The 15,327-nt window shown below is 41.2% G+C and carries 9 protein-coding genes and 2 pseudogenes; all 11 read right to left on the reverse strand.

Going from position 1 to position 15,327, the window contains the following annotated elements:
* Positions 1 to 197: 197 nt before the first annotated feature.
* Positions 198 to 6,671, reverse strand: a pseudogene (locus HW271_RS06110) (SIALI-17 repeat-containing surface protein); the annotation flags it as partial.
* Between the two features lie 251 nt (positions 6,672 to 6,922).
* Positions 6,923 to 7,070 (reverse strand): annotated as a pseudogene (locus HW271_RS08870) (YSIRK-type signal peptide-containing protein); the annotation flags it as partial.
* A gap of 264 nt (positions 7,071 to 7,334) precedes the next feature.
* The gene (locus tag HW271_RS06115) at positions 7,335 to 7,880 is read right to left on the reverse strand and encodes an SMI1/KNR4 family protein (RefSeq protein ID WP_178895277.1); all 546 of its coding nucleotides are present in this window, start codon (positions 7,878 to 7,880) and stop codon (positions 7,335 to 7,337) included.
* A gap of 14 nt (positions 7,881 to 7,894) precedes the next feature.
* Complete coding sequence (locus tag HW271_RS06120; protein ID WP_178895278.1) at positions 7,895 to 9,643, reverse strand: glycoside hydrolase family 13 protein; 1,749 nt, start codon at positions 9,641 to 9,643, stop codon at positions 7,895 to 7,897.
* A gap of 231 nt (positions 9,644 to 9,874) precedes the next feature.
* Positions 9,875 to 10,069, reverse strand: coding sequence for a helix-turn-helix transcriptional regulator (locus HW271_RS06125; RefSeq protein ID WP_006150191.1), 195 nt, complete (start codon positions 10,067 to 10,069; stop codon positions 9,875 to 9,877).
* 6 nt (positions 10,070 to 10,075) lie between these two features.
* Positions 10,076 to 10,405, reverse strand: a complete 330-nt coding sequence (locus tag HW271_RS06130; RefSeq protein WP_006152229.1) for a hypothetical protein — start codon at positions 10,403 to 10,405, stop codon at positions 10,076 to 10,078.
* A gap of 388 nt (positions 10,406 to 10,793) precedes the next feature.
* Positions 10,794 to 11,549, reverse strand: a complete 756-nt coding sequence (locus tag HW271_RS06135) for an SDR family oxidoreductase (RefSeq protein WP_178895279.1) — start codon at positions 11,547 to 11,549, stop codon at positions 10,794 to 10,796.
* 20 nt (positions 11,550 to 11,569) lie between these two features.
* Positions 11,570 to 12,499 (reverse strand): ribonuclease Z, encoded by a 930-nt coding sequence (rnz, locus tag HW271_RS06140; protein WP_178895280.1) that lies wholly within the window; start codon positions 12,497 to 12,499, stop codon positions 11,570 to 11,572.
* A gap of 14 nt (positions 12,500 to 12,513) precedes the next feature.
* On the reverse strand, positions 12,514 to 13,137 hold the full coding sequence (locus HW271_RS06145; RefSeq protein WP_178895281.1) for a cystathionine beta-lyase: 624 nt from the start codon (positions 13,135 to 13,137) through the stop codon (positions 12,514 to 12,516).
* Entirely contained in the window at positions 13,130 to 14,368 is a 1,239-nt protein-coding gene (gene hflX, locus HW271_RS06150; RefSeq protein WP_178895282.1) for a GTPase HflX, read from the reverse strand. Before hflX ends, HW271_RS06145 begins: the two co-directional genes overlap by 8 nt.
* On the reverse strand, positions 14,361 to 15,245 hold the full coding sequence (gene miaA, locus HW271_RS06155; protein ID WP_178895283.1) for a tRNA (adenosine(37)-N6)-dimethylallyltransferase MiaA: 885 nt from the start codon (positions 15,243 to 15,245) through the stop codon (positions 14,361 to 14,363). The genes hflX and miaA overlap by 8 nt, the downstream gene beginning before the upstream one ends.
* Between the last annotated feature and the right edge of the window lie 82 nt (positions 15,246 to 15,327).

Below are 15,327 nucleotides of genomic sequence, written 5' to 3' on the forward strand. Positions count from 1 at the left end.
TTATTTCCTCCTTTCCTACCCCTTATTTCACCCTTATTATAACTCTTTTAATAATAGAAAGAAAGTTAATCCCTAAATATAAAACATAAAAAAGCGGACAAGATCTAGTTCTGTTTCTTGAAACTAGTTTGTCCACTTTTTATAGTTGAGATTGTTTTCTTGTCCAATCTCTATAATCTAAATACTGTCAGATTATTTTATTCTTCGTCTTTCTTCTTTCCCATTGCAAAGAGTCCAAGAAGCGCTCCCACAACACCTGCTGTTGCAAGGGTTGCATTTTCCTTAGTACCTGTTTCAGGGAGAATATGTTGACGACTTGCAGGCGCCTGATAAGTCTTATCTTGTGACATAGCGAGGGCTACAATCGACTGCTCATCTTTGTACTCTGGTACTTCATTGACCGCTGCTTCGGCTGCGTTCAGGCCACCAGTATATTCTGGAACTTCGTTCACCGCTGCTTCGACTGCATTGGCTCCACCTTTGTACTCTGGCACATCGTTAACCGCTGCTTCGACTGCATTCACACCACCAGTGTATTCTGGAACTTCGTGAACTGCTGGTTCGACTACTTTCGCTCCTCCATTATATTCTGGAACTTCGTGAACTGCTGCTTCAACTCCATTCACGCCTCCAGTGTATTCTGGAACTTCGTATACAGCTGGTTCTTCTCCATTCACACCGCCTGTGAACTCTGGAATTTCATGTACAGCTGGTTCTTCTCCATTCACACCGCCTGTGAACTCTGGAACTTCATGTACAGCTGGTTCTTCTCCATTCACACCACCTGTGAACTCTGGAACTTCGTGAACTGCTGGTTCTGTCTTAGCACTTTCAGCATCTGCCTTAGTCAATTGGATACGGTATTCCTTGACGTGTTTACCACTTTCTGAAACGAGACGTACCAAGACTGGAAGTTTATCGTCACCACTATCGACAACTGTTGCCGCTACGTTTTCACCAGCTTCAACGGTCACTTTAGGACGGTTTCCACTATAGGTTACTTGGTAATCCACACGAGCTTCAGAGAAGTCAGCAAGCTCTTTTCCATCTACTAGAAGTTTAGAAGCTGTATTGTCTTTAGGTGCTTCACTTGGTGCGATGAAGGCCATTTCTGTAATAGCTACACCCTTGGTATCTGCTTTTCTTTCCATGCGCCATCTCATCGCCTTAGCTTTGACTGGAGCAAAGGTTACATGGATATCAGTACCTGCTTGAATTTCTTGATCCGCACGGTATTCAACTTTCTCCCAGTTAGAAGGAGTGTTAAATGGATGTTCTGGATCGTATGGTTGGTAGTTAGAGTAGTATTCTGGTGAGGCAAATTCTGGTCCCACATAGCGCTCTAAGACTAGTTTAGAAGGGGCGTCTGTTCCACCATCTGCAAAGAAGCGAATGCTTCCTTCAGCTACTGTACGTTCAACAATCTTACCATTTTCTCTGAAGATAACCCCTACTGAGACTTCTGGATTTTCAGATGGAGTTGGAGACCAGTTGGTCCAACGACGGGTTTCATCGTCTGAGCCATCGTTAACATAGTCTACACGGTCATGAGAGTTTGGATCAATATCGTTAGTTGCTGAGGCAAATGAACGGTTGCTATCGTCGTCGAAGTCTGGGTTGTCTGATAGGTTTTCACCGAGTTTATCAGTCACACGTACTGCTACTTCGGCATTCAAATCAGTACCTAAAACGCGACCACGAACTGTAAATTCACCTGCATTCGCTAGATTTTCAGCTGGAACTTCATCCCATTCAACTGCCAAGTCTTTGACTTCATAGCCATCTTTACCTGTGAAGTAAACAGCGACTTTCGCAGGTAACTCAAGAGTATGGCCCATAGCAACCAAGCGTGATGATTTCACAGCAACAACAGGTTTACTTGCTAGCAAGTCTTTATCATTTGTAAAGTGGAGACGGTATTCACCTAGAATATCTCCGTTTTCAGCCTTAACGACAACACGAACTGGATCCCCTTCACGAACGCTTGGAATCACTGTAGCAATACCATTATCTGATACACTTGCTGTTACAGTCGGTGCTTGGTCTTCTTTAGCTTCTAGATAATAGTCAGTCAAGCCAGGGTTAAAGTTTGGCAAATCTTTTCCATCTACTTGGATTTGAGCTTGAGCTTTCTTAGCTGCAGCTACTTGTTTAGAGAAGATTTGAATTTCTGTAATGGAAGTACCCCATTTACCATCTGGTCTAACCATACGGATACGAACCGCATAAGTATTGACTTTATCAAAGCTAAAGTGAGTCATTTCTCCAGCTCTCACTTGATCTGGAGCTTTAAGATTTGTCACTTGTTTCCAATTATTGTCATCGTTAAAGACGTGGTCTTCACTAGCTACAAAGCTTGGATTTTTAGGAACTGTTGGTACATCTTTTCCTACATAGTATTCGATGACATAAGACTTAGGTGCACCAACACCGTGGTCTTCGTGGAAGGCAACATTGAGGTTATCCACTGAACGTTTAGACATGATACCAGAGTCACCAAAGAGAATTCCCACGGATGCTTCACTTGTACGGTTCCAGTTTGTCCAGCGGTTTGCTGGTTGATTGTTATATGAGATTAGTTTGTCATTGACATTAGCTACTGAGTCACTTGGATTTGAGTCTGATGCAAAGGCAAGTGGCAATTCTGAACCAGTCCACTGGTCAGAAATATTAGCACCAGTTTCTGTCTGAGCAGACACACGAAGATGAAGTTTAGTTGGTAGTTGAGTACCTTCGACATGTCCTGTCACAGTAAACTTGCCTTCTTGCGCGTATTGGCTTGGTTCAATTGCGTCCCAAGTTACTTTAGCTGAAGAGACTTGGCCATTTGAGTGGTAAGTACGAACGCTCTCTGGTAGTTGAGGAGCTTCTGCAACTGGAGTAGTTACGCTCACTTCTTCGACAGCAATGATACCTTCGACAGATACCTTAGCATGTGCTTCTTTCTCAATTCCTTCAACTTTACCTAGGACTTCAAAACTATGGTATTTAGCAAGGTCTTCCTTAGCAACTGCTTGCCAAGTCACCTTGTGAACTTTTGGAAATCCTTTATCGTACTCTACGGTTACAGTATCAGGGAGACTTGGTTCTTGGTTCAAACCTGTCACGACGCTAACTGGACGAATGGCTTGGACGACTTTGTTTTCAGTATTTGCTTGAATGTTCAAGTCAATCTGACCTTCAGCTCCTTCAAATTGAGATTTCAGAGTTACTTGACCAGGTTTGTGCAATTCAAGCATACCTTTACGAACAGTTACGTCTCCTTCACCTGTAGTTGAGAAGGTCACCTTATCGGCTTTCAAGACTGCCTGAGTACCATCTTGATAGTGAGCAAATACCTTGATACCAACTGTTTGGTCTTCTTTCAGTGCATCTGCATTTTCTACTTCTAGGCTCAAACGTTCAATCTGCGGAGCTTCTTGTAAGAATTGGATAGCATACGTTTGAAGTGCTCCACCATCATTTGGTTGAACATAAATGCTTGCACGCATACCATTTGCTTCGTTAGCTTGAATAACTGTTACTTGAGCATTTTCAGCTAAAGCTTTGACTTCAGGTAAAGCAGTTCCATAAGCAAGTTTATGGTATAGAACTGGTTGATCAGTTGAGAGACCTTCTACTGCTTGGTCTGCTACTGTTACAGTCGGTACTACTGGACCAGCAGCTTGACCTTCGGCAACTACGAATGTAGCAGAGATTTCATCATCTCCTGATATTCCTTTAACCTGAATGCGAGAACCTGGGATAGCTAGTTTAGCTTGATCTTCAGCTGCAACTTCCCACTTATCAACGTCATAGCTTCCTACAGTACCATCTGACAAAACATAGGTAACAGATGGATCAACCGTACTTAGATCTGTAGTTGGTGCAATTCTCTTAACTACAGGCAATTCTGCTTCGAGTGCCAAGACTTCAACACGCGCTTCTACATCACGACCATCTGCCACACCTTTAACAGTGAAAATACCAGGTTCATTTACATCAACTGCTGACCATTCTACTGGAAGTTTTGCACGGCTGCCATCACTGTAGATAAATCCTACTTTTGAAGGCATTTTAGCTGCTTGACCGATTACTGTACGTACTTTAGGCACCTCTGTACCTAAAACAGTTTTTTCCTCTTGGTCTTTCTTACCTGTGAAGATAGTTGTCTGACCAGATTTCAAGAAATCAGAGTGAGCAGTCAAGGTGAATTTACCTGCTTGCTCAGTTGATTTGACAATCACAACACCCTTACCATTAAAGGCTTTTCGAATCCATGAACCATCTGCTTGTTCTTTGTAACGTTCACGGCTGGCTTGTTCCCCGTTATCCACACCGACAATCTGACCTTGTCCATGCAACTGGAAGCGAACAAGATTATTGGCTGTAGGAACTACGTTACCTTTACTGTCAACAATTTCGTAATAGATATAAGTGAGGTCTTTTCCGTCAGCTGCGATAGCATTTTCTTCTTTGACCAAACGAACCCCTGCAGGTTCGCCAGCAGTCACAATCTTATCACGAGCAATAATATTTCCAGCTTCATCACGAGCTACTGCTTCTAATGTCCCTGGTTCAAAAGCAACCTTCCATTCAAGGTAGAGCTCATTCGCATTAGCACCTTCTTGGTAAGTGCGTCCATCGCTTGTTTGTTTTTTAGTAAATGTCTTCTTGCCTAGAGTATTACCATTCAAGAATAGTTCTACACTTGCCGCATTAGAATAGGCACGGACTGGAATATTACCATCTGCATCCGCTACATTCGCTTTTAGAGTAGGATTTTCCCAATTCCAGTGAGGAAGGAGATGAACCATTGGTTTCTTCTCAGCAGAAACCCATTGGCTTTGGTACAAGTAGTAATCATTCTTTGGAATACCAGCTGTATCTACGATACCAAAGTAAGAACTCTTAACTGGAGTTTGGTTTTGGTTGTGCCATGGAGTAGGTTCACCGATATAGTCAGTACCTGTCCAGATGAACTGACCTGCATAGCCAGCATTGTCACGGTCAAAAGTCCAAGATGCAGTAGCTGTTTTACCCCAACCAACACGGTCGTTACCGTAGTCTGATTGCTCATAATGACGGTAAGCTTGATTGCTATGTACCAATTCACGTTCTGGGCGGAAATAACTTCCACGTGTACGAGTAGCTGAGGAAGTTTCAGAACCGTAAATCAACCAATTTGGATGTTTCGCACGAAGTTTCTTGTAGTTGTCTTCTGAATAGTTAAATCCAACCGCGTCAAGTTCATTGGCAATCTTTTCATGGTCACCACTACCATCACCAAAACGGAACTTATCTGCTCCCATAGTGACATAGCGTGTCTTATCAACAGCCTTAATAACTTGAACCAAGCGTTTAACAGTTGCTAGAGAACGTGGTTTCCCGTCTGCTTCACCGATTTCATTACCGATAGACCACATGACGATAGCAGGGTTGTTCTTTCCTCGTTCAACCATGGTACGAAGGTCAAAATCAGACCATTTTTCACCTTTCTTAGCGTCTGGGTGAGTAGCATCTTTGTCAAAGAAGCGACCGTAGTCATACTGTTTCTTACCACCATACCAAGTATCGAAAGCTTCTTCTTGGACCAACAAACCAAGCTCAGCAGCGATTTGTAAAGTTTGCTCACTAGCTGGGTTGTGAGTTGTACGGATAGAGTTTACACCCATATCCTTCATCTGTTTCAGACGACGGTATTCTGCCTTATAGTTTTCTTCAGCTCCAAGAGCTCCATGGTCATGGTGAAGAGAAACCCCATGGAATTTAATGCGTTCACCATTCAAAGAGAAGCCTTCATTTGGAGTCCAGTTATAGTAACGGTAACCGAACAAGTCCTTCTTAGCATCGACCAATTGACCATCACGATAAACACGTGTCACCAATTCGTAAAGGGCAGGCTTGTCGCTATGAACTGTCCAAAGTTTTGGTTTATCAACTTGTAAAATAGCATTCAAGCTAGCTGATTGATGAGCTTTCAATACTTGACTAGCTGTACGAACTAGGTCCGTTACAGCTTGACCATTACGTTCGATAATTTGGTATTCAGCAAGAATTTCATGATCTTTATCATCAGTATTGACGATCTTACTTGTTACATGAGTATCTACCTTACCATTTTGTTGTTTTTCAAGGTCTGGAGTTAAGATAGTTGTTCCATTTTTCTCAGTATGGACCTTATCTGTGACTTGAAGGGTAACATCACGGTAAATCCCGCTTCCTGAGTACCAACGGCTACTTGGTTGTTTGTTGATGGCATGCACTGCTACGACATTCTCGCGACCGTCTTTATGGAGATACTCAGTGATGTCATATGAGAATTGGTTGTAACCATTTGGATAGTGACCAACTAGCTGTCCATTTACATAAACCTGAGAATCCATGTAAACCCCGTCAAATGTGATACGTACATTCTTATTGAGGTCTTCTTCATCGAGTTTAAAGGTCTTACGATACCAAGCATCACCACCATTGAGTTGCCCACCTTCGTTTTGGGCAGGTGAGTCATGGTCAAAGTCATTGTAGATACTCCAATCATGAGGAAGGTCTAATTTCTTCCAACTAGAAACATCGGCATCTGGCTTGACCGCATCTTTAGCATTGGCATTGAGCTTAAAATGCCAGTTTTGGTTGAATTCTACTTTTCTATCCTCAATCAACTGTTTTACCTCATCATTAGTTGCAGGTTTGAGCTCTGGTTTTTCTGTTTGAGCAGATTGATCCTGAGTCACAGCTGGAGCTTGCTTTTCTACATCAGAGGTTTCTTTTTTCTCAGGAGTAGTCTCAGTAGTTGGGGTTTCCACTTTTTTCTCTACTTCATGATTAGTTTCTACTGCTTCACTGTTAACAGTTTCTGTTGTTACAGGTTGTTCAGAAGCTTTTGAATCTACAGCTTCCTCTTTAGGAGTTTCTTTCTCCACTTTTTCTGTAGCAACAGCGACTGGTGTCTCATCTGCAGATACAGAATTTACACCTGCTAGATTTGCTCCAAATAAAACAGAGCAAGTCCCGATAAGCACTGAGCATGTTCCTACCGTAAATTTACGGATGCTATAGATACTTTTGCGATTCCAATAATCTTTTCCCATAGGGTTCTCCTTGTTAAGTAACCGCTTCCATTTTTGTTGAAAGCGCTATACTTATTTTGTAATTATTACTTCTATTTTATAAAATAATATAGGAAACTTCAATACTATGACTGTAAAAATCATACTTTTGATTGTTTTTTCTATATTTTGTAGAAAATAATAAAAATCTGAATGTACATTTAGAAAAATACGTCAAAACAGCTGTTTCACTTATAGAAACAGCTGTTACTGAAAAACTATTCTGAATTTACCTTCGATTACTGATTATCCTTCTTTTAACATCTTGACCATCTCATTTTTACGCTCTTCTAGCTCGGCAATTTGATGGAGTAAAAGTTCTGAAAAATCACATTCAAGCTCTTCCGATTCGCCACTATTATACCAATCTAGAGCTACAATATGATTGTCCTTATCAAAGCAAAAAACCACATCTCCATCCCCGATGATAGACAGAAATGGAATATAATCCACAAAACCCAGAGCGTGTAATTCCTTGGTTTTAAGACGAATGTCTAAGAAATCTGGGATGCCATTTGCAATTCCCAAGACTTTAATACCTCGACAGAAGGTCCAAAATGGTGCTACATCGTAAGCCTTGGCTCTTGGCCATAGCTCTTCTCTAACTTCCATAAAGAGACCTCCCAGAGATGACATGGTGAATTCCCTGAAATCTTCTGGCAGACGAATGCCGTATTGATTTTCAAAATCCTGAACATCTTCTTCCGATGGTTCATTGCCCATGCAGGCGACAACCTGATAAGTTTCCTTATCATAGTGACGAAAATACTCATAAACTTCCTTGAGTGCCATTATTTTAATCCTTTTTACTCAGAAATAGTAACTACAAATCCATCTGGTAAGATGACTTGCTGACCATCTTCAAACTGGCAATGACTCGCTAAGTCAACTGAATCTCTGTCTAAGATAAAATTCTCAGAAGAGTGATTAAAGATTGCCTGAACTTCTTTTCCTTGGTAGTTCCAGCTCAAGGCAAGAACATCTGGTTCCACTTCTTCCAAGCGATAATTTCCATGCTGAATCATACTTGCCGATTCCTTACGAATCTTGATTAATTTCTTCATAAAATTCAGCATGTCATTGTCTTCAGATACACGGTCCCAAGGCATGACACGACGGCAATCAGGGTCTGGTCCACCAATTAGTGCCAACTCTGTTCCATAATAGATACAAGGGGTCCCTTTTTGAAGATAGAGGAAAGTCAGGGCAGCCTTGACATGCTGGATATTTCCTTTGGCAGTTGTAAGGATTCGCTCTGTATCATGAGAATCTAAAAGGTTAAACATCACCTCTGAGATTTGTTGCTTGTAGTACATAGACTGGCTGTTGATTTCTGAAATAAACTGCTCTGTCTTTTTACGCTGACGCAAGAAATAATCCTTGATACTTTCAGAGAGTGGGTAGTTCATAACTGCATGGAACTCATCCCCTTGTAGCCAAGGTTGTGAGGTATGCCAGATCTCACCTAAGATATACAAATCAGGCTTTTTAGCGAGAACTGCCTTTCTGAAATCTCTCCAGAACTGATGGTCAATTTCATTAGCAACGTCCAAGCGCCAAGCATCGATATCAAAATTTTCAATCCAGTAAGTTGCAACACTGAGAAGATAGTCCCTAACCTCCGGATTAGCTGTATTCAACTTAGGCATGTAACTAGCAAAGGCAAAGGTATGATAAGGGAGTTCTCTCGCTTTCTTAAGCTTATCTTCTGTAATTGGAAATTCTTGGATATGGAACCAATCTTTATAAGGAGAATTTTCTCCGTTTTTTAAGACATCCTGCCATTGGGCTGACTGGTAGCCGATATGATTAAACACCGCATCAAGCATGACCTTAATGCCCCGTTTATGGGCTTCCTCGACTAGATTACGAAAGACTTCCTTGTCTCCAAAGTGACGGTCAATTTCAAAATAATCCGTTGTATCATACTTGTGATTGGTTGTAGCTTCAAAAATCGGACATAGGTAAAGTCCAGTGATTCCCAAATCTTTAAGATAGTCTAAATGATCAATAATCCCTTGTAAATCTCCACCAAAAAAATCATCCCTATTAGGTGCAATGCCAGCATCCCACTCTCGAGCTCCATCAGGAGTCAATTTAGGATTCCCATTGGCAAAGCGTTCTGGAAAAATCTGGTACCAAACGGTATTTGAAACCCAGTCAGGAACCTGACATCCGTCGATTTCGTGAATATAAGGAAGCTTAAAGCCATTTCCTTCCGCATCCAAGTTTTCTTGAGTATGTTCTACGCAACCCTTATCACCGTAAAAAACACCCTGACCTTCCTCATCAAGGAGCTCAAAGAGATACTGAATCCGTGCAAAGTCAACCGATACCGTAACCTGCCAATAGTCAAATAGGGCATCTGAGGTTACTTTGGTCATTTCTTTCTTGGCTTCATACTTATCCTCAATGAAAATAAAGGGATCTCCATAGTGTAAGATAACCTTCTGGACATCATTTTTCTTTGTTCTAATTCGGATATGTAGCCGACCTTCTTTGTAAAGATAAGCATACTCTGATTCTGGTCTATGATAAATGGCTGTTAATTCCATGTCTTGTCTCCTAAAATTAATGAAAAGCAAACGTTTTCATAATTGCTAGTTCTAGTATACTATTTTAGCTGTTTATTTGCAATTTTTATACTAGTTTTACGATAGGTATACTGATGGACAAGGGTAAAATTGAGTAGACTCTTTTTAAGCTTTAAAAAGAGAGTTTCCATGAACTGGAAAACTCTCTATCATTACGAATCAGATGATTAGAATAAATGCTATCTGATATCTTTAATCTTCTAAAATGAAAATTTCTTCAACATGTAGTCGTAGCAATCTTGCAATTTTCATTGCTAGTTCAAGTGTAGGATTGTACTTGTCATTCTCTATAGCAATTATGGTTTGTCGACTAACGCCTAATATTCTTGCCATATCTTCCTGACGTAGTCCTTCAGACTTTCTTAACTGTTTGATATTATTTTTCATACAGCATTAGTCTTTCTGAAAACAATAAATGCCAATCGCCAAAACTACGATAAGGATAACAATAATCAAAAATATTCCTTGAACAAGTTTATTAGGTTCTTTGAAATCTTCATCACCGTCAATCATTTTCTGTTTTATGGCAGTTTGTGCAAATCCTTGAACAGAAATAGATAAACATAAAATCAGACATGGTAACATTTCAAGTTCAATGCCTTTTGTAATAGATTGATAAATATTAAATACTGTCCATCCACATAAGCCAAATAGAGCAGTTTTATAACCCCATTCCTCAGAACGTAGCTGAATCGCTCTGTCCATTTCATCCATTTTTCTCATGGTCCTGTTCCTCCAATCTGTTAAAACAATGTTAAGAGCCCTTTACATTTTTTATTATACTCCAAATAGATAAAATGTCAAGATGTTTTAACATTTTTTATTTTCTTCATCTATTCTAAGAATATTCCTAACTCCAATTTACAGTCTAATCAATCTGAAAAAGGTCAAGTTCTTTTAATCCTATTTTATCTTGACTTCATAAGCTTCGGCTATAGATATACTTTCAGTTATGTTAGACTCGAAGTTTATCCTCTCTTTTCTGCTTTCTTATCACTATTATACCTTAAAGTGGCTAAATCGTTATAAACTGTCTGTTTTTCATGTGGTATTTTTCTACAAATTAGCAACCGAAAAAAATAAAAAGCCATTCCTCAAGGGAACAACTTTCTCACTTATAATTAAAAGTTTCCCCAGCCAACTTATCTGCTAACTTAGGAAAGAGGGTATAAAACTTATGGGCTAGATTCAGCAAGGCTGGGAGATTGAGCTCGCGTTTGTTTTTGCCTATGGTCTTAACAATTTTTTTAGCTACTGCATCTGGCTCGAGTAGGAAGCGATTGACCGATTTGAGGTAGGTCCCATCTGGGTCTGCCTGATCAAAAAATCCTGTACGGATAGGTCCTGGATTAACAGTCGTCACATAGACACCATAGGGCATGAGCTCAAGGCGAAGAGCATTTGAAAAACCAATGGCCGCAAACTTGGTCGCAGAATATAGACTTGACCTAGCAGTCGCAATCAATCCTGCCATGCTGACGATATTGATGATATGACCTTTTCGAATCTCCTTCATACGAGAAGCAACCAAACGAGACAGATTCATCAAAGCAAAGGTGTTAACCTCAAACATTTGATGAATATCTTGATTAGAAATCTTGTCAAAATCCTCAAAAATCCCGTAGCCAGCGTTGTTAATCAAAACATCAATCTTACCATAACGCTGATAGAGTTCAGTAACTAGTTCTTCTAAGGCTTGAGCGTCGGTAATATCAATTTCAATCAATTCTGCCTGAGGACGATTTCCGTATAGTTGAGCTAATTTTTCCTTATTTCTACCTAGCAAAATGAGTTGGTCTTGAGGTAAGAGTTTGACCATTTCTTGGGCTAGACCCCCGCTAGCACCTGTAATGAGAATAGTAGACATACTTTTCCTTTCTCAATCTTCTAGATTTCCACTTCTTCCAAATCTTTAACTACATGGACATTTTCAAAAATTGTTGCCGCATCTTTTTTTAGCTGGCTGATATCTTTTGAAAGAAAACGGGCGCTGATATGGTTGAGTAAGAGTCGTTTGGCTCCTGCTTCTGTTGCAACCTGCGCAGCTTGCATATTGGTTGAGTGACCATGATTGCGGGCGATTTTCTCATCACCCTTGCCATAAGTCGACTCATGGACAAGAACATCTGCATTGACACCAAGACGCACACTGGCATCTGTTTTTCGAGTATCTCCCAAAATGGTAATAATCTTACCTGGACGTGGCGCTGAGATATAGTCTGAAGCCTTGATTTCTCTTCCGTCCTCTAGGACTACATCCTGACCGTTTTTGATTTTCCCAAAAAGTGGGCCAAATGGGACACCTGCCGCCTTGAGTTTTTCAGCATCCAAGGTTCCTTCTAGGTCCTTTTGCATGACACGATAGCCCACGCAGAAAATAGTGTGATCCAACTCTTCCGCATAAACTGTAAATTTAGCGGTTTCAAGAATTTTCCCTAGAGAATCTTGGTTGAACTCATGGAAATGAATCTTATAGGGCAGGCGTGAACCTGACACTCGTAGACTGGTCAAGACAAAAGATTTGATGCCTTGGGGACCATAGATTTCCAAATCTGTCTGCTCTTCATTGGCCTGAAAAGCGCGGCTAGAAAGGAATCCTGGCAAACCAAAGATATGATCTCCATGCAAGTGTGTGATAAAGATTTTGCTGACCTTGCGTGGTCGAATCGTGGTTTCCAGAATGCGATTTTGCGTACCTTCTCCACAGTCAAAGAGCCAGACTTCGTTAATCTCGTCCAAGAGTTTCAGGGCGAGACTTGAAACGTTGCGGGCTTTAGAGGGCTGGCCAGCCCCCGTTCCTAAAAATTGAATATCCATTCGATACTTTCTAATTAATCAATATATAACATGGCAGTGCGGTTTTCCGATTGGAAATAGCGCTTGCCAGAAAAAGCAACAGCTTCTTGCAATAAATCCTCTTGGCTGTAGCCTTTTAGACGTTTGCGACCATCAGCCAAACTTTCCAAATCAGTCAAAGCTGTAAGATTTTCCACGCTAACAACTTCCTCGTCCCCGACAGCCTTCATGTAGATCTTGCCAGACTCCTCAAAGACTAGTTGATGGGGGAAAATTTGCGCAATCTCAAAGAGCAAGTCTTCTGAAATAACCTCTTTATTTTCAGAGAAAATTCTACCCAGACCCTCACTCTCATAACAAAAACCAAAGGATTTGCCAGACAGATTAAGCCGAATAAAAGGCTTACTTTCTAAGGTGAAACTTGGTTCAACATTGTAAAGATTCAATTCTTGACTGAGTTCTGCAAAATAATCCGTCGCAGCCTCAGGACTCTTTTTCTGGTAGAGTTCAGCAAAGTAGGCGTTAACTACACTCGGCGGAGGTGTGATCAGTGCCAACTGCTCCTGCTCTGTCTTTCCAGCTAGAAGCTGATCTAGATAGACCTTGTCTAGACTTGTATAGCCCCCATATTTTAGAGCCAAAGTTTTGATATCAGTCATAAAATTCCTCTAACCTCCATTTGTTTTTTTCAGAAATGTAGCCTGTAATCACTTCGCCGTCCTCCTGATAATCACGTTCTTCCAAAATCGCAACACTTTCTAAATCATGAATCTTGTAGGATTTTGAAAAAGGCACGCGCAAGGTAAAAGATTCAAAAATATCCTTGATTTTCTCTAAAAATAGTGCCTGAAAATTCTCACGACTATCCTCAGACTTGGCAGAAATAAGGGCATAAGGCGTTTGGGTCGGCGTAAAATCCTCCACCAAATCCGCTTTATTATACAGGGTCAGGCGAGGAATATCCTCCATGTCCAAGTCTTTCATGATGGAAAGAACTGTTTTTTCATGCTCTTCGTGGTAAGGATTGCTGGCATCGATAACATGAACCAGAAGGTCCACATGCTTGCTTTCTTCTAAGGTTGACTTGAAACTGGACACCAACTCTGTCGGCAAATCTTGGATAAAGCCAACGGTATCTGTCAAAGTTACTTGGAGATTGCCTCCCAGATGGATACTCTTAGTCGTCGCATCTAAAGTCGCAAAGAGCTCGTCTGCTTCATACTGGGTCTTACTGGTCAAGGTGTTCATGATGGTTGATTTTCCAGCATTGGTGTAACCAATCAAACCAATCTTAAAGGTACTTGACTCCAAACGTTTTTCTCGAACTGTCGCTCGGTTTTTCTCAACCACCTTGAGTTGACGTTCGATATCTGTAATCTGGTTGCGAACACTACGACGGTTCAGCTCCAGCTGACTTTCACCTGGACCACGGGAACCAATTCCCCCTGCCTGACGGCTGAGCATAATCCCCTGACCAACCAAACGAGGCAAGAGATACTTGAGTTGTGCAAGATGAACTTGTAGCTTACCTTCATGGCTTCGAGCTCGCATGGCAAAGATATCTAAAATCAACTGCATACGGTCAATGACCTTGACACCTAAGACTTCCTCTAAATTGACATTTTGTCGAGGTGTCAGACGGTTATTGACGATGACAGTCGTGATTTCTTCTGCGTCCACCATTTGAGCAATTTCTTCCAACTTACCAGAACCGACAAAGGTCTTAGAGTCGTATTTTTCTCGTTTTTGTCTGTAGCTATCTACCACAACTGCTCCAGCTGTCTTAGCTAGACTAGCCAACTCTTCCATGGAGAGGTCAAAATTATCCATGCCCTGGAGCTCAACACCAATGAGCAGGACTCGTTCCTCTTTTTTCTCCGTTTCAATCATTTAAAAACTCCTCAATCTGGCTTAAAATACGCTCTTTAACACCCGATTCTCCTATCTGATAAAAAGTCACCTGCATGCGGTTACGGAACCAGGTCAACTGGCGCTTGGCAAATCGGCGAGTCGCTTGCTTGAGACTATCGCTAGCCTCCTCCAATCTCTGCTCTCCACGAAAATAGGGGAAGAGTTCCTTGTAACCAATTCCTTTAGCAGCCTGCACATCTGGATAATGGTCAAACAACCACTTGGCTTCGTCTAGAAGTCCAGCTTCAAACATCAGGTCCACTCTGTGATTGATACGCTCATAAAGCTGACTACGCTCATCATCCAAGCAAATAATCAGCGGATCATATAAACTTTCTTGATTTTCCAAATCTTGACCAAAATGGGCAATTTCCAAGGCACGCATGGCACGACGACGATTAAATTGGGGAATTTCAAGGCCTGCTTGATCTAGGAGCTGGGCTAACTCCTCATCTGAAAAAGGCTCTAGACTAGCACGATAAGCTAAAATGTCCTCATGTGGTGTCTCCCCACCTAAATGATATCCTTCTAGCAGACTCTGGATATAAAGACCTGTCCCACCTGCAATAATAGCAAGCTTACCTCGACTTTGAATATTCTCGATGGCTACTTTAGCTTCTGAAACAAAATCAAAAGCCGAGTAAGACTCGGTTACATCTCTCACATCAATCAAATGATGAGGGACAGTTGCCTGCTCCTCCGGACTAGCCTTGGCAGTCCCAATATCTAGGCCTCGGTAGACTTGTTGGCTATCCCCACTGACTACTTCACCATTGAATCGCTGAGCAACTTCAATGGCTAGGGCAGTCTTTCCAACTGCAGTTGGACCAACAATCACAATTATTTTGCTTTTCATCGTTTTTCCTTGAAAAATTCCCATTTTTTCGTTACTATTATTATATCACAAAATAGACAGGCAGAAAAATGCTATATCTTAA

Origin of the sequence: Streptococcus sp. oral taxon 061 (genome assembly GCF_013394695.1) — a bacterium.
In the GTDB taxonomy this organism is placed as follows: Bacteria; Bacillota; Bacilli; order Lactobacillales; family Streptococcaceae; genus Streptococcus.

Coding starts and splice junctions, on each gene's coding strand:
- HW271_RS06130 (WP_006152229.1), bottom strand. CDS start 10,405: ATGAGAAAAATGGATGAAATGGACAGAGCGATTCAGCTACGTTCTGAG.
- HW271_RS06135 (WP_178895279.1), bottom strand. CDS start 11,549: ATGTCTACTATTCTCATTACAGGTGCTAGCGGGGGTCTAGCCCAAGAA.
- rnz (WP_178895280.1), bottom strand. CDS start 12,499: ATGGATATTCAATTTTTAGGAACGGGGGCTGGCCAGCCCTCTAAAGCC.
- HW271_RS06125 (WP_006150191.1), bottom strand. CDS start 10,069: ATGAAAAATAATATCAAACAGTTAAGAAAGTCTGAAGGACTACGTCAG.
- HW271_RS06145 (WP_178895281.1), bottom strand. CDS start 13,137: ATGACTGATATCAAAACTTTGGCTCTAAAATATGGGGGCTATACAAGT.
- miaA (WP_178895283.1), bottom strand. CDS start 15,245: ATGAAAAGCAAAATAATTGTGATTGTTGGTCCAACTGCAGTTGGAAAG.
- hflX (WP_178895282.1), bottom strand. CDS start 14,368: ATGATTGAAACGGAGAAAAAAGAGGAACGAGTCCTGCTCATTGGTGTT.
- HW271_RS06115 (WP_178895277.1), bottom strand. CDS start 7,880: ATGGCACTCAAGGAAGTTTATGAGTATTTTCGTCACTATGATAAGGAA.
- HW271_RS06120 (WP_178895278.1), bottom strand. CDS start 9,643: ATGGAATTAACAGCCATTTATCATAGACCAGAATCAGAGTATGCTTAT.